Source organism: Mycobacterium sp. DHQP2018-32-09 (assembly GCF_058148405.1).
Genome location: NZ_JBYVYK010000053.1, coordinates 23,897 through 39,536, shown reverse-complemented (window position 1 = coordinate 39,536; position 15,640 = coordinate 23,897). Strand labels below are relative to the sequence as shown.

14 protein-coding genes are annotated in these 15,640 nt (G+C 68.4%); 3 read left to right on the top strand and 11 right to left on the bottom strand.

Annotation, left to right across the window (positions count from 1 at the left end; all coding sequences use genetic code 11):
* The 10 genes from AC30CM_RS22275 to AC30CM_RS22230 form a co-directional block, all read right to left on the bottom strand.
* Positions 1-1,475, bottom strand: a 1,475-nt coding sequence (locus AC30CM_RS22275; RefSeq protein ID WP_490119090.1) for a virulence factor Mce family protein, incomplete at its 3' end; no start/stop codon positions are given.
* A complete protein-coding gene (locus tag AC30CM_RS22270; RefSeq protein WP_490119089.1) occupies positions 1,475-2,638 on the bottom strand; it encodes an MCE family protein in 1,164 nt (387 codons plus the stop codon). The genes AC30CM_RS22275 and AC30CM_RS22270, both read right to left, overlap by 1 nt.
* A 2-nt stretch (positions 2,639-2,640) precedes the next feature.
* Positions 2,641-4,065 carry an MCE family protein gene (locus tag AC30CM_RS22265; protein WP_490119088.1) on the bottom strand — a complete coding sequence of 475 codons (1,425 nt, stop codon included), beginning with the start codon at positions 4,063-4,065 and terminating at the stop codon, positions 2,641-2,643.
* Entirely contained in the window at positions 4,062-5,120 is a 1,059-nt protein-coding gene (locus AC30CM_RS22260) for a virulence factor Mce family protein (RefSeq protein ID WP_490119087.1), read from the bottom strand. Before AC30CM_RS22260 ends, AC30CM_RS22265 begins: the two co-directional genes overlap by 4 nt.
* The gene (locus tag AC30CM_RS22255) at positions 5,113-6,147 is read right to left on the bottom strand and encodes an MCE family protein (protein WP_490119086.1); all 1,035 of its coding nucleotides are present in this window, start codon (positions 6,145-6,147) and stop codon (positions 5,113-5,115) included. The genes AC30CM_RS22260 and AC30CM_RS22255 overlap by 8 nt, the downstream gene beginning before the upstream one ends.
* A 63-nt stretch (positions 6,148-6,210) precedes the next feature.
* The gene (locus AC30CM_RS22250) at positions 6,211-7,413 is read right to left on the bottom strand and encodes an MCE family protein (RefSeq protein ID WP_490119085.1); all 1,203 of its coding nucleotides are present in this window, start codon (positions 7,411-7,413) and stop codon (positions 6,211-6,213) included.
* Between the two features lie 12 nt (positions 7,414-7,425).
* Entirely contained in the window at positions 7,426-8,268 is an 843-nt protein-coding gene (locus AC30CM_RS22245) for an MlaE family ABC transporter permease (RefSeq protein ID WP_490119084.1), read from the bottom strand.
* A gap of 73 nt (positions 8,269-8,341) precedes the next feature.
* A complete protein-coding gene (locus AC30CM_RS22240; protein ID WP_490119083.1) occupies positions 8,342-9,106 on the bottom strand; it encodes an MlaE family ABC transporter permease in 765 nt (254 codons plus the stop codon).
* A 257-nt stretch (positions 9,107-9,363) separates the two neighbouring features.
* Positions 9,364-10,269, bottom strand: a complete 906-nt coding sequence (locus tag AC30CM_RS22235; protein ID WP_490119082.1) for a 3-oxoacyl-ACP reductase — start codon at positions 10,267-10,269, stop codon at positions 9,364-9,366.
* Between the two features lie 46 nt (positions 10,270-10,315).
* Positions 10,316-10,507 carry a ferredoxin gene (locus AC30CM_RS22230; protein ID WP_490119081.1) on the bottom strand — a complete coding sequence of 64 codons (192 nt, stop codon included), beginning with the start codon at positions 10,505-10,507 and terminating at the stop codon, positions 10,316-10,318.
* A gap of 175 nt (positions 10,508-10,682) precedes the next feature.
* On the opposite strand from AC30CM_RS22230, the gene AC30CM_RS22225 reads away from it, so the two are divergent.
* Genes AC30CM_RS22225 through fadD17 form a run of 3 tightly spaced genes read left to right on the top strand, consistent with a single transcriptional unit; the run spans position 10,683 to position 14,489 of the window.
* Positions 10,683-11,864 carry an acyl-CoA dehydrogenase family protein gene (locus AC30CM_RS22225; protein WP_490119080.1) on the top strand — a complete coding sequence of 394 codons (1,182 nt, stop codon included), beginning with the start codon at positions 10,683-10,685 and terminating at the stop codon, positions 11,862-11,864.
* A gap of 14 nt (positions 11,865-11,878) precedes the next feature.
* On the top strand, positions 11,879-12,979 hold the full coding sequence (locus AC30CM_RS22220; RefSeq protein ID WP_490119079.1) for an acyl-CoA dehydrogenase family protein: 1,101 nt from the start codon (positions 11,879-11,881) through the stop codon (positions 12,977-12,979).
* A gap of 1 nt (position 12,980) precedes the next feature.
* Positions 12,981-14,489, top strand: coding sequence for a long-chain-fatty-acid--CoA ligase FadD17 (gene fadD17, locus AC30CM_RS22215; protein ID WP_490119078.1), 1,509 nt, complete (start codon positions 12,981-12,983; stop codon positions 14,487-14,489).
* 16 nt (positions 14,490-14,505) lie between these two features.
* On the opposite strand, the gene AC30CM_RS22210 is transcribed toward fadD17, so the two are convergent.
* On the bottom strand, positions 14,506-15,636 hold the full coding sequence (locus AC30CM_RS22210; protein ID WP_490119077.1) for an NAD(P)H-dependent flavin oxidoreductase: 1,131 nt from the start codon (positions 15,634-15,636) through the stop codon (positions 14,506-14,508).
* Between the last annotated feature and the right edge of the window lie 4 nt (positions 15,637-15,640).

The following is a 15,640-nucleotide window of genomic DNA, read 5'->3' as shown; positions in this document are numbered from 1 at the left end:
CCCGGGGGCGCCTGACGACCGTACGGCGGCAGCACCTGATCCGGTGGGGCGTAGAACGGCAGCGGCGGCGGTGGCGGCCCCGGCTTGTTCGGCGGCACCGGAAGCGGGAACGGCGCGTTGGGTGCCGGACCGGGCCCCGGGACCACGCCCGGCGGCAGCTGGACCGCGGGCGGACCCGGGTCGTAGTCCGCACCCGGCGGGATGTACGGGAACTTGTTGGGCGGGGTGATGTTGCGCCCGTTGGTGATCGGCGTGTCATACGGCACCGGCGGTCCGCGCCACGGGTTGCTGCCGATGGGCACGTAACCGTTGGGGTCGCGGCACAGCTGGACGGTGGGGGCACGCTTGCCGGGGAACTCTTGGCAGGGGTAGTTGCGGGCGCCACGCACCACGGCCGGATCGTTCTGAGCCGTCTTGCAGTACAGGTCGGTCGGCAGGTCCCGCAGGGTGGTGTCGGCGGGCGAGCGGATCTGGGTCGGCGGGATGAAGCCCGTCGAACACGGTGGCGCGTCGCCGAGTTGGACCTTGAAGTCGAGCTTGCCGCCCTCGTCGGCGGGCAGACCGCCGCCCACCGTGAGCAGCGCCGCCATCAGCGCGGGGAAGATCACCAGCGCCTGCTCGATGGACTTGTGATAGATCACGCCGATGCGGCCGACGTTGGCGAGGTTGGCCGCCAGCATCGGGAAGCTGGGCCGGATGCCGTCGAACGTGGTGTTGGCCGCCTCGGCGGCACCGGGCACGTTGGTGAGCACGCTGCGCAACTGCGGGTCGGCGTTGGCGGCCTCGGTGGTGAACCGCGCGAGGCCGTCGGCCAGCGAGCGGATGTCGTCGCCGCTGGCGATCTGCGCGTCCAGGAACGGGCCGGCCTGGTCGATCAGCTGCGTGGTCTGTCCGTAGTTGGCGTTGGCCTCGTCGACCAGCTCCCGGCCGGACTGGATGAGCCTGGCCAATTCGGGTCCGGAACCGTTGAACGCCTTGAACGTCTCGCGTAGCAGATCCTGGATGCGGCTGTTGCCGATGCTGTTGACCAGCTCGTCGGCCTGCACGAGCAGGCTCGAGATGTCCTGGCCGATCGCGGTGCGGCTCACGGGGATCACGGCATCGTTGCGCAGCATCGCATTCGACGGATCGTCGGGCGGTACCAGGTCGACGTACTGCTCACCGACTGCCGAGACGCTCTTGACCGTCGCGGTGACGTTGTCCGGAACCGGCGTGTCCGAGTTCAGCCGCATGGCGGCCACCACGCCGTCGTCGGTGAGGCCCACCGACTCCACGCGGCCGATCGTCACGCCGCGGTAGGTGACGTTGGCGTTCTGGTACAGCCCGCCGCCTGCGACGAAGTTGGCCTTGACGTCGTAGGTGCCGATGCCCATCGCGGCGGGCACGTGCAGGTAGAACACCGAGATCGCACCGACGCACAGCACCGTGACGATCGCGAAGATCGCGAGCTGGATCCGGGCAAGCCTGTCGAGCATCAGGGCACCGCCTGGTCGTGCTGGGTCGCCGTGCCCGGCGGGATCTTGAACGGGTCGGCGGCCTGTCCGGAGAGGTTGGCCATGGCACCGGTGAGGAAGTCCGGCGGGTTGACCACCTCGTTGAGCCGCTTCATGTTCGGGTCCAGACCCAACGAGGTGGTGAACACCGTCTCCCCCAGCCTGCGCACCGTCAGGTCGAACGTGACGAACACGTTCAGGTAGTCACCGCGGACGGCGTTGCGCAGGTACTTGTAGTGGAACGGGAACGTGGGCAGCAGCTCCAGGTCCGAGATGATGTCGTCGGCATTGTCGTTGAACGCCTTGACCACCGGGTACAGGTCCTTGAGGTCGGCGGCGAAGTCGGCCTTGATGCCCGAGGTCACCTTGGCGGCGACGGTGGCGAACCCACGCAGCGCCGTGAACGCGTCGACGATGTTGCCGCGGTTGGCATTGAGCACCTTGAGCGCCTCGGGCAGCGTGTCCAGCGTGCGCCCCAGCCCGTCCTTGCTGCGCGCGAGCATCGCCGCGAACCGGTTCAAGCCGTCGGCGGCGGCGATGATGTCGCCGGTCTGCTGGTCGAGGGAGTTGGTCAGCTCGGCCAACCGTGGGATGAGGTCGGCGAAACTCCCCGACCGTCCGGCCACGGCCGCGTAGGTCTCGTCGGTGATGTCCTGCAGCGCACCGAGATTGCCCTTGTTGACCACCACGCCCAGCGAGGAGAGCACTTCCTCGGTGGTGGGATACCGGCCGGTCTGGGAGATCGGGATGTTCGACCCCTCGCGCAGTCTGCCCGTGGGCGCCTGCGCGGGCTCGGCGAGCTCCACGTGCTGGGACCCGAGCAGCGAGGTCTGCGCGACGGTGGCCGTGGCGTTCTCGGGCAGGTCGACGGTGCCGTCGAGTGACAGCTTCACGGCCGCGTAGAACGTGCCGTCGGGTCGCTGCACGGCGTCGATCCCCGACACGCTGCCCACCGTGACGTCGTCGATCATCACCGGTGAGTTCTGCGGCAGCGTCGCGACGTCGGGCAGTTCGACGGTGATGGTGAACGACCCCTTCCCATGCCCGGCGGTACCCGGCATGTCCAGGGAGTTCAGCCCACCGAACGAGCAGCCCGACAGCAGCACGGCAGCCGAACCGATGGCGAGGGGACGCAACGAGCGCATGACTAGTTTCCTCCCGACTCGGCGGGCAGAAGCGGTCCGGGAGGAGGTCCGGGAGGCGGCTCCTGGGCAGGCCCCGGCGGCGGGCCGGCGCCCATCGGCGCGGGTGGCTGCGCCGGACCGGCAGGCGAGATCTGGCCGACCTGTGCCGGCGGCGGCAGGATCAGGTCGCTGAGCATGCCGTCGGGGCTCGTCGTCGGCGGTGTCACACCCGGCGCGGGCTGCCACTGCAGATACGGCATGGGCGTCTCGGCCTTGGCCTCGGTGGCCGGGGTGTCGTAGATGATCTGACCCTTGTAGGCGGTGATGCTGTTGATCGGGTGGAACAGCACCGGCGGGTAGTTGACCGCGAGGCGCTTGAAGACCGGTCCCATGCGCTGCCTGCAGATCTCGGCGCGCTTGTAGTTGTCCGGCGACGAACCCACGTCGAACGTACCGCCGCAGATGAACTGCACCGGGTTGGCGAAGTTCGGCAGCGACAGCAGGCCGCCCACGGTGCCCTGCGCGGGGTTGTAGATGTTGTAGAAGTTCGCCAGGCCGTTGGGCGTGATGTGCAGGATCTGCTCGATGTCGTCGCTGTGCTCGGTGAGGATGTTGGTGAAGTCGGTGAGCTTGTTCACCTGGGCGATGAGCGCCGAATTGTTCTGGTTCAGGAAGCCCTTCACGTCGGTCAGCGCCTGGTTGAGCGTGCCCAGCGTCTGATCGAGGTCCTTGCTGCTGTCGGCCAGCACCTGCGACACCGACGCCACGTGGTTGGAGAACTGCACGATCTGCTCGTTGCTGTTCGACAGCGCGTCCACCAGCACCTGCAGGTTGCGCACCGTGCCGAACAGGTCGGCACGGGAGTCGCCGAGGCGCCCGGCGGTCTTCGACAACTCCCGCAACGCCTTGCGGAACGAGTCGCCGTTGCCGTCGAAGGTGTCGGCGGCCTGGTTCACCACCTCGGCGAGCGGGCCCTGGACGCCGTCGCGCGGGCCGAGCTGGGTGCTCAGCTGCGTGAGCTGTTCCTTGACCTCGTCCCACTCGACGGGGACGCCGGTACGGTCGAGCCCCAGCTCGGTGCCGTCGGCGAGCACCGGGCCGTCGGTGTAAGCCGGCGTGAACTGGATGAACCTGGCGGACACCAGGTTCGGCGCGATGATCACGGCCTTGGCGTCGGCGGGCAGCTTCACCCCGGAGTCGATGGTCATCGTGACCCGGACGTCCTGGGCGCGCGGCTGGATCGAGTCGATCTTGCCCACCGGCACGCCGACGATGCGGACGTCGTCGCCCGGGTACAGCCCCACCGTCGTGGGGAACAGAGCCACCACCTTGGTACCGGCGCGCGTAGGCCACACCAGGTACACCCCGCCGACCAGCAGCGCCACCAGCGCCACCGCCAGCAATCCCCGCACCCAGCGGTTCCGACCCGATCCCGTCGTCTGCGTCATGGCGACTTGGGCCTGATGATCGTGCGCTCGGAGATGTATCCGCGCAGCATGTCGGCCAGGCTGTCGGGCAGCTTGCCCGGCTGGAAGTACGTGTCCAACAACACTTCCGAGATGGTCGCGGGCGGCAGGCCGTACAAGTTGATGTTGAAGCCGGGCCCGTTGCCCACCACCTCGCCCAGCGCGGTGGCGTAGGGCGGCAACCGCTTGAGCGCCTCGCCGATGTGCTCGCGCCGCTCCAGCAGGTTGTCCATCACGAGGTTCAGCTTCTCCAGCGCCGGACCGAACTCACGCTGATTGTCGGCCACGAAACCGGACAGCTGCTGCGACACGTCGTCGATGCCGGAGATGAGATTGCTCAGCGCCTGCCTGCGCTCGTCGAGCGCGGCGAACAGCATGTTGCCGTCGGTGATCAGCTGATTGACCTGACCGGCCCGTTGCGCCAGCGTGTCCGAGACCTTCTTGGCGTGCATCAACAGCTGCTGCAACGCCTCGTCGCGGGCGTTGAGACTGCGCGACAGGTTCGCCACCCCGTCGAGCGCGCCGCGCAGTTGCGGCGTGGCGTCCTTGAGCGTGTCGGTGATGGTCTGCAAAGCCTGCTCGAACTTCGGCTTGTCCAGCTGGCTGGCGTTGCCGCCGAGGTCCTGCAGCGCACTGTTGAGCGTGTACGGGGTCGTGGTGCGGCCCAACGGGATCACGGTGGAGGTGCCGCCGCCGCCGGGGGTCACCGACAGTGACTTCTGACCGAGCACGGTGTCGGTCTTGATCGCCACCAACGTCTGGTCACCCACCTTCACCTTGCGGTCGACGGTGAACGAGACCTTGGCGGAGTCTCCGGCGAGGGAGACGTCCGACACCGAGCCGACCTTGATGCCGGAGACGTTGACGTCGTTGCCCGGGGAGATTCCGCCGGCATCGGTGAAGTACGCCTCGTAGTCCTTGCCCTGGGGCCAGAACGGAAGGCCGGTGTACCCGAACGACACCAGCACCAGACAGGTCACCAGGGTGATTCCGAAGATGCCGGTACGCAACGGGTTTCCGTCATCGGGCCTAGCCATTCTCCGAGCACCTCCCCTTCGACGGATCCGGCGGCCCACCGAACGGAATCAGGATGTCACTGCCTGCGGGACCGTTGATCTTCATGCGGATGGAGCAGTAGTAGATGTTGAAGAACGAGCCGTACGCACCGAGCGCGTTGAGCCGCAGATAGTTCTCGGCCAACGGTTCGATGACCTTGTTGACGTCGCCCTTGCGCTCGTCGACCCGCTGCGCGAACGGGCGCACGTTCTCGATGACGCCCTGGATGGGCCTGCGGCTCTCCTTCAGGATGTCGGTGAGGTCGTTGGTGGCCGTCGCCAGCGGCGGGATGGCACCGGCGATCGGATCGCGGTTCTGCGCCAAACCCGTGACCAACTGCTGCAGTTGGTCGACGCTGGCGTCGAACTGGGCGCCCTTCTGGTCGACCGTGGCGAGCACGGTGTTCAGGTTGTTGATCACGTCGCCGATCAGCTGGTCGCGCGACGCCAAGGTCTGGGTGAACGAGCTGGTGGACGCCAGCATGTCCGACAGCGCCCCGCCCTGCCCCTGCAGCAGTTCGATGACGGCGTTGCTGATCTCGTTGATCTTCTGACCGTCGAGGCCCTTCAGCACCGGGCGCAGACCGCCGAGCAGGGCGTCGAGGTCCAGCGCAGGCTGGGTGTTGTCCTTGGCGATGGTGGCGCCCGGTGGCAGCTTGCGCAGTTCGCCTGGCCCCGAGGTGATCTCGAGATAGCGATCGCCCACCAGGTTCTGATAGCGCACCGCGGCGCGCGTCGAGGTGTAGAGCTGGTAGCGCTTGTCGACGTCGAACTGCACGTCGACGGTGTTGTCCGGGTTGAGTTCGACGTGGGCCACCGAACCCACCGGGACACCGGCGATGCGCACGTCCTGCCCGGCCTTCAGCCGCGAGGCCTCGGCGAAGGTGGCGTGATAGGTGACGCCGGAGGCGAAGCGGAATTGGCCGAACACCACCACCAGCCCGGCAGCCACCAACACCATCGCCAGCGTGAAGACGCTGACCTTGATCAAGGTCTTGTCGCGTGCCATCACGACACTCTCTTCTTCGCGCAAGCGCTCATCAGTACGCTCTCTTCTTCGCGCAAGCGCTCATCAGTAATCATCCCGTTCCGCGAACGCCCCATGGAACAACCACTGCAGCGTCGAGGGCGCGTCGAACTGCAGCTCGGTGTTCGGCTGGAAGGGCACGTAGGCGTTGTCGGTGACCAAGAACGGTGAGTGGTACCAGGATCCGCCGAACTGCTTGGTGGGGACGTCCGGCAGGCCACGGCAGTTCGGACCGCCCGAGGCGTTCACCATCGGCAGGCTCTCGGGGAACGTGTAGGCCGGCGACCCCGGGATGAAGTTCGACGCCACGAACAGGCCGGGGCGCACGCCGCCGATCACGGGCGCGAACGTCTTGAGGGCCTTGGCGACACCCTGGAACAGGCAGCCGAACTCCGGCGAGTAGTCGCCGAGCACCTTCAGCGGTGCGCGCAGCCGCTGGATGGTCGCGATCAGGTCGTCCGCGGCCGGTTCGAGCGTCGCCGTACCGTTGTTGGCCAGGCCCGTCGCGGCCAGCAACGCCGCGTTGAGGTTGTCCTGCTGGTCGACGATCGTGGCGCTGATCGTGGGCGTGTTGTCCAGGACCGTCGCCAGGTCGGGGCCGGCGTCGCCGTAGATGCCGGCGACCACCGCGGTCTTCTGCAGGTCCTGTTGCAGCGTGGGCAGCTTCGGGTTCAGCTGTTGCAGGTAGCCGTTGAGCCCGGCGAGCGTGGCGCCGAGATCGTCACCGTGCCCGCGCAGGCCTTCGCCGAGCGCGGTGATGGTGGCGTTGAGGTTGATCGGGTCGACCTTCTTGAGGACGTCGGTCAGCGTCTGGAACAACGTGTTGACCTCGAGCTGAACGTCCTTGGCGGCCACTGCCGCACCGTTGCGCAGCGAGTCGCCCGTGGGAGTCGGCGGTGGCAGGAACTCGACGGACTTGGCGCCGAACACCGTGGTGCCGCCGATGCGGACCGTCGCGTTCGAGGGGATGTAGCGCATCGACCCGCTGTCGATGGCGAGCGTCAGCTTGGCCTGGTTGCCCGCGTACTGGATGTCGGTGACCTTGCCGATCTGGACGCCGCGGTACTTCACCTTGGCGTCGCGCTCCATGACCAGGCCCGCGCGGGGCGAGGTGACGGTGACGGTGGCGGTCGGCGTGAACGCGGCCGTGTAGGACAGGTAGGTGAACACGACCGCGGTGACGACGACCAGCGCGAGGATCGCTGCCGCGATCCGCACGTGGCTGCGCTTGGCGTCGCCGATGGCCATGGTCTGCGCGTCCTATCCGGAGAGGTTGAAGTTGCCCGAGGCCCCGTAGACCGCCAGGGAGATGAACAGGACGATGGTGACGACGACGATCAGTGACGTCCTCACGGCCTGGCCGACGGCGATGCCGACGCCCACCGGTCCGCCCGCGGCGTTGTAGCCGTAGTAGGTGTGCACCAGCATCACCGCGATCGACATCACGATGGCCTGTAGGAACGACCACAGCAGGTCGCTGGGGACCAAGAACGTGTTGAAGTAGTGGTCGTACAGGCCCGCCGACTGACCGTTGATGAACACCGTGGTGAACCGTGCGGCGAAGAAGGCGGCGAGCACCGACAGCGCGTACAGCGGGACGATCGCGATGAGGCCGGCGATGATGCGCGTGGACACCAGGTAGGACACCGAGTGCACGGCCATCGACTCGACGGCGTCGATCTCCTCGGCCACCCGCATGGCCCCCAGCTGCGCGGTGGTGCCCGCGCCGATGGTGGCGGCCAGCGCGATGCCGGCGATGACGGGCGCGACGATGCGTACGTTCAGGAACGCCGACAGGAAGCCGGTCAGCGCCTCGATGCCGATGTTGCCCAGCGACGAATAGCCCTGCACGGCGATCACGCCGCCGGACGCCAGCGTCATGAACGCCGCGACGCCGACGGTGCCGCCGATCATGACGAGAGCCCCGGTGCCCATGGTCATCTCGGCGATCAGGCGCACCGTCTCGCGGCGGTACCGGGTGAGCGCATTCGGGATGTAGCGCACCGATTCGCCGTAGAACAACGCCTGTTCGCCGACGGTGTCGACGGCCTTGGGCAGGCCGCGGAACATCCGCCGGAAGCGCAGGGTGGCGTCGTAGCTCACGAGCGGCCCCGCCGTTCGGAAGCCGAGTGCCGGAGGGGCACGCGAGCGACCCGCGTGCGCGACCACGATGCCGTCATCGGGCCAACACTCGCACGCCGACGGCCGTCATGATGACGTTGATGACGAAGAGGCAGATGAAGGCGTACACCACGGTCTCGTTGACCGCCACGCCGACGCCCTTCGGGCCACCCTGCACCGTGAGGCCGCGGTAGCAACCGACGAGCCCGGCCATCAGGCCGAACAGCAACGCCTTGAGCATCGCCAGCAGCAGTTCTCCGAGACCGGTGAGGATGGTCAGCCCGTTGATGAACGCGCCGGGGTTCACGCCTTGCAGGAAGACGGAGAACACGTAACCACCGGACAGTCCGATGGCACAGACCAGCCCGTTCAGCAGCAGCGCCACGACCATCGAGGCCAGGACCCGGGGGACCACCAGGCGCTGGATGGGATCGATGCCCAGCACGCGCATGGCGTCGATTTCCTCGCGGATGGTGCGGGCGCCCAGATCGGCGCAGATCGCCGTCGCCCCGGCGCCCGCGACCACCAGCACCGTGACCACCGGGCCGAGCTGGGTGATGGTGCCGAATGCCGTGCCCGCGCCGGACAGGTCGGCAGCACCGATCTCGCGCAGCAGGATGTTCAGGGTGAACGCCACCAGCACGGTGAACGGGATGGCGACCAGCAGCGTCGGCACCAGGGCCACGCGGGCGATCATCCAGGTCTGGTCGAGGAACTCCCGGAACTGGAACGGCCGCCGCCAGATCTTGACGAACGTCTCCAGGGACATCTCGACGAACCCGCCGACTGCCCGAGCCGGAGCCGCAAGTTGTTCGAACAACCTTGGCTCCGTTCCGTGGTCGAGGGGCGAACCGTGATCGTGGCGAATCGGCTTCGACACCGTGCCGTGATCGGGATTTCACCCCTGTGTGCAGCGTCACTCGTAGTGAGCCGGATCATACTAACTAGAACATGTTCGCAGTGTCAAAGACCGTAAATACCCGCGGAAATGAGGTTTCGTCGCAGGTCAAAGCCACTGTGACAGAGATCATCCTAGAACGTGTTCTAGTACCCGAGGTGGCGTCGACAACGAGACCGTCAGTCTTGCCCCGCCATCAGGGCGCTGGCCGAGAAACCGAGTTCCGGATCACGGTCAGCAAAGTAATCCCGCAACGTCGCGTCGAGATCGTCGGCCGACCATGCGTCCGACGAAGCGGTGAAGCGCTGCTCCGCCGTCGGTGCGGCCACCAACGTCACCGTTGGACCGTAGACGATGAACAGCTGCCCGTTGACCCCATCCGAGGCAGGCGACGACAGGAACCGCACCAGGTTCACCACGTGCTCGGGCGACAGCGCGTCGACCTCGCCCTCGGCGAGCTGCGGGGCATCACCGAACACGTCCGCCGTCATCCCGGTCCTAGCGCGCGGCGCGATGGCATTGGCTCGCACCCCGTAGCGCCCGAGGGCACGCGCGGCCGTCAACGTCAGCGCGGTGATGCCGGCCTTCGCGGCGCCGTAGTTGGCCTGCCCCACGGGACCGGCGAGGCCGGCCTCCGACGACGTGTTGACCAGACGGCCGTACACGGACCCGCCGTCGGCCTTCGCCTTGTCCCGCCAGTAGGCCGCGGCGTTGCGCGTGAGCAGGAAGTGTCCTCGCAGGTGGACGGCGATCACGGCGTCCCAGTCCTCGTCGGACATGTTGAACAGCATCTTGTCGCGCGTGATGCCGGCGTTGTTGACCACGATGGCCAGCCCACCGAGCCCGTCGGCGGTGGCGACCAGCTCGTCGGCCGTCGCCCGCGCACTGATGTCGCCCGCCACGGCCACGCCCTTGGCGCCCGCGGCCGCGATCTCGTCGAGCACGTCGGACTTCTCGAGGGCACCGGCCATGTCGTTGACCACCAGCGTGGCCCCCTGGCGGGCCAGGCCGATGGCCTCGGCACGCCCCAGGCCGGCGGCCGCGCCGGTCACGACGGCGACGTAACCGGACAGATCGCTGGTCATCTCACTCCTCGGGTGCGCTGCGGGCGGGTCACTTTTACGAATGCCTCTAGTCTCGGCGGCTCAGGGCTGCCCGCGGGCACTCGGCGATGGCCTGCTCCGCCAGCGCCTCCTGGTCGGCGGGCACGGGATCGACCTTGACCACCGCGTAGTCCTCGTCGTCGAGATCGAAGAGATCCGGCGCAATGCCCAGACACACGGCGTTGCCCTCGCAGCGATCTCGATCCACGTCCACGTGCATGACTGACTCCTCGTCTCGTTGTGGGGGGACCCGCGGGTCGTCTCGGGCCACCATACGACCACGGCGTCGACGGTGGCAGTAAAGCATGGCCTGGATTCCAAGACTAGAACGTGTTACAACCGGGAGTGATCGACGGGCCCTGCGGCCACGTCCCGACGAGGTGAGGGAACACGCGATGCGGATCGGATACACGCCCGAGCAGGAGGAGCTGCGCCGCGAACTACGGTCGTACTTCACCACGCTCATGACGGCCGAGCGCGCCGAGGCGCTGGCATCGGGCGACGGCGAGATGGGACGCGGCTCCGTCTACCGCGACACCGTCGCGCAGATGGGCAAGGACGGGTGGCTGACGCTCAACTGGCCCAAGCAGTACGGCGGCCAGGAGCGCACGCCCATGGAGAGCCTGATCTTCAACGACGAGGCCGCCATCGCCAACGTCCCGGTGCCGTTCCTGACCATCAACAGCGTCGCGCCGACGATCATGCACTTCGGTACCGACGAGCAGAAGTCGTTCTTCCTGCCCAAGATCGCCGCGGGCGAACTGCACTTCTCGATCGGCTACTCCGAACCGGGTGCGGGCACCGACCTCGCGGCACTGCGGACGACGGCCGTGCACGACGGCGACGACTACGTGATCAACGGCCAGAAGATGTGGACGAGCCTCATCGCCTACGCCGATTACGTCTGGCTCGCCGTGCGCACCAACCCCGAGGCGAAGAAGCACCGCGGCATCTCGATGCTCATCGTGCCGACCACCGCCGAGGGCTTCTCCTGGACTCCGGTGCACACCATGTCGGGCGTCGACACCAGCGCGACGTACTACCAGGACGTGCGCGTCCCCAAGACGGCTCTGGTCGGCGAGGAGAACGGCGGGTGGAAGCTCGTCACCAACCAGCTCAACCACGAGCGGGTGGCCCTGGTCTCGGCCCAGCCGATCTACGTCGCGCTGCGCAGCGTGCGCGAATGGGCGCAGAACACCAAGGACGCGCACGGCAAACGCCTGATCGACTCGGAATGGGTGCAGCTCAACCTCGCTCGCGTGCACGCCAAGGCCGAGGTGCTCAAGCTGATCAACTGGGAGCTGGCCTCGACCGACGACGTCGCCCCCTCCCCCGCCGACGCGTCGGCGGCCAAGGTGTACGGCACCGAGCTGGCCACCGAGGCCTACCGCCTGTTGATGGAGGTCCTGGGGACCGCCGCCACGCTGCGCACCGACACCCCCGGCGCGCTGCTTCGCGGGCGCATCGAGCGCATGCACCGGTCGTGCCTCATCCTCACGTTCGGCGGTGGCACCAACGAGATTCAGCGCGACATCATCGGAATGGTCGCCCTCGGGCTGCCCCGAGTGAACCGGTAAGGACTTCGACCGACATGGACTTCACGACCACGGAAGCCAGCGACGACCTGGGTGGCCTGGTGCGCACCATCACCGAATCGGTGTGCACGCCCGAGCATCAGCGCGCCCTCGACGCGCTGGACGAACGATTCGACCGCGACCTGTGGGCCAAGCTCGTCGACGCCGACGTGCTGTCGACCACGGCCCCCGAGGCCATCGGCGGCGGCGGCTTCGGCGTGCTGGAGGAGACGGCCGTGCTGACCGCGCTGGGTCGTCAGCTCGCCGCCGTGCCGTACCTCGAGTCGGTGGTGCTCGCCGCGGGGGCGCTGGCACGATTCGGCTCACCCGGGCTGCACTCGCAGTGGGCCGGGCCCGCGGTGCGGGGCGAGTCGGTGCTGACCGTCGCGCTCGACGCGGAGATGGGCCAGGGTCCCGTGCAGACCGCGGCGACCTCGGACGGCGGTCACGCCCTCACCGGCACCCGCGCCGTGGTGCCCTTCGCGCCCGTGGCCGACGCATTCCTGGTGCCCGCGGAGACCGACGGCGGCGTCACGGTGTTCCTCGTCGCCGCGACCGACGACGGGGTGTCGGTGACCTCGCAGCGCACCACCGGTCATGGCAGCGTCGGGCACCTCGAACTGGCGGGCACCGTGGTCGACGGGTCCCGGGTGCTCGGCGACGCCGAGGTGCTGTCCTGGCTACGAACCCGAGCCATGCTCGGGCGCACCGCCTTCCAACTCGGCGTGCTGGAGCGAGCGCTGGAGCTGACGTCGGCCTACGCCCGCGAGCGGGAGCAGTTCGACCGTCCGATCGGCAGTTTCCAGGCGGTGTCGTCACGGCTGGCCGACGGGTACATCGACGTCAAGGGGCTGCGTCTGACGCTGACGCAGGCCGCGTGGCGCGTCTCGGAAGACCTGCCCGCCGACCTCGAGGTGGACTCGGCGGCGTTCTGGGCGGCCGAGGCCGGACATCGCGTCGCCCACACGGCCGTTCACGTCCACGGGGGCGTCGGCATCGACACCGACCATCCGGTGCACCGATACTTCCTGGCGGCCAAGCAGAGCGAGTTCGCGCTGGGCACCGCGACGGGGGCGCTGCTGCGCATCGGGCGCGAACTGGCCGAGACGCCCGTCTAGGGTGACCGCACCCCATCCCACGGTCCCCGACCTGCTCGCGCCCCTGGTCGAGGTCACCGATCGCGGTGTCCACGAGGGTGATTCGTACGTCTCCTACCACGATCACCTGCGAACCGCCGCCGGCATCGGGGCCGCGCTGCGGGCCCGGTTGCCGCGGGATGCGCCGCCGCACGTGGGGGTGCTGCTGGGCAACACCACGGTCTTCTCCGCGGTGCTGTGTGCCGCCGCCATGACGGGGCTCGTGGTGGTGGGCTTGAACCCCACGCGCCGAGGCGCGGCGTTCGCCCGCGACGTCGCGCGTGCCGATTGCCAGCTGGTCCTCACCGACGACCCCGCCTCGGCGCCCGCGGGCGTCGAGTGCGTCGACGTCACCTCGCAGGCCTGGGCCGACGAACTCGACGGCCATCGCGACGCCCCGGTCACCTTCGCGGCGACCGCGCCCGACGACCTGTTCATGCTGATCTTCACCTCGGGCACCAGCGGCGAACCCAAGGCGGTACGGGTGACGCACGACAAGGTGGCGTTTCCCGGGCGCATGCTGGCCGACAGGTTCGGTCTGGGGCCGCAGGACACCGCCTACCTGTCCATGCCGCTGTTCCACAGCAACGCGATCATGGCGGGCTGGGCCGTGGCCCTCGCAGCCGGCGCGTCGATCGCGTTGCGCCGCAAGTTCTCCGCCTCCAAGTTCATCCCGGACGTGCGACGCTACGGGGCCACCTACGCGAACTACGTCGGCAAGCCCCTGTCCTACGTGCTCGCCACCCCCGAGCGCCCCGACGATGCCGACAACCCTTTGAAGGTGTTGTACGGCAACGAGGGTGCGGCACGCGACGTCCGCCGGTTCGGTGAGCGGTTCGGCGTCCTGGTGGTCGACGGGTTCGGGTCGACCGAGGGCGGCATCGCCATCGGCCGCACGCCGGACACCCCCGAGGGTTCCCTCGGTCCTCTCACCGACGAGGTCGCGATCGTCGACGTCGACACCGGCGAACCATGTCCGCCCGGACGGGTCGGCGAACTGGTCAACCCCGCCGGACGGGGCTGGTTCCGGGGCTACTACGGCGATCCGGACGCCGAGGCCCAGCGCATGGCGGGCGGGGTGTACCACAGCGGCGATCTCGCCTACCGCGACGAGAACGGCTACGTCTACTTCGCGGGCCGCCTTGGCGACTGGATGCGCGTGGACGGCGAGAACCTGGGCACGGCGCCCATCGAACGCATCCTGCTGCGCCATCCCGGCGTCGTGGAGACCGCGGTGTACCCGATTCCGGATCCGGTGGTCGGTGACCGGGTTATGGCCGCGCTGGTCCTCGCCGACGGCGCGAGGTTCGACGTCGCCGCGTTCGAGGAGTTCCTCGCGGCCCAGGACGACCTCGGTCCCAAGCAGTGGCCGTCGTTCGTGCGCGTCGCGACCACACTGCCGCGGACCGAGACGTTCAAGGTGGTCAAACGGGTGCTGTCGGCCGAGGGTCTCGACTGCAGCGATCCCGTGCACCCGGTGCGGCGCCGCTAGCGGACCGCACCTGCGGTCAGCCTTCGCGGATGCCGTCCAGGCGGCGGGTGGCCTCGTCGAAGCCGGACACCAGCTCGGCGATGATGTCGGCCACCGGCCGGATCTCGTTCATCCGTCCCACGATCTGGCCGACGGGCATGGCGACCGTCGTGGGATCGGTGGACTCGCTCATCCGCTGATGCGCCTCGCTGACCAGGATGTTCTGCAGCGGCATGGGCAGCGGTTCGGGGGCGCCGTCGGCGTCCCACGCGTCGGTCCAGCGGCTCTTGAGCAGGCGAGCGGGCTTGCCGGTGTAGATCCGCCTGCGGACGGTGTCGCTCGACCCGGCGGCCAGCAGCGCCTGCTGGATCACCGACGCCCCGCCCTCGGTGCGCACGCCCAGGTCGTATTCGGCGGCGGTGAGGAACGCCGAGCCCATCCAGACGCCTTGGGCGCCCAGCGCGAGCGCGGCCGCCACCTGGCGACCGCTGCCGATGCCGCCTGCAGCCAGCACGGCCGCCCCGTTGCCTGCGGCGGCAAGTTCGTCGACGACCTCGGGAACCAGCACCATCGAGGCGATCTCGCCGGTGTGGCCGCCGGCCTCGTGGCCCTGAGCGATGACGATGTCCACGCCGTTGTCGGCGTGGCGCCGAGCGTGTTTGGCGCTACCGGCCAGCGCGGCCACCGGCACGCCTGCGGCGTGCACCTGGTCGATGACGTCCTTGGGCGGTGACCCGAGTGCGTTGGCGATGAGCTTGATGGGGTGCTTGAGCGCGACCTCGACGTGGCTGCGGGCCACCGAGTGCAACCAGCCGAGCACACCTTCGGACTTCGCCTCGTCGGCGGGCAGCGGGGGCACCCCGAGGTCGGCGAGCGTCTTGTCGACGAAGTCCCGATGTTGCTGCGGGATCAGCTTGTTGATGTCCACCGACGTGCCCTCGGTGGGCACCTTGGCGGGCATCACGATGTCCACGCCGTAGGGCTTGCCGTCGGTGTTGGCGTCCATCCACTGCAGTACGCGCTCGAGGTCGTCGGCGTCGTTGAAGCGGACGCAGCCGAGCATGCCCAGGCCGCCGGCACGGCTCACCGCGGCCGCCACCTTCTCCGACGGGGTGAAGACGAAGATCGGGTAGTCGATGCCGAAGCGTTCGCAGAGTTCGGTTCTCATGTCA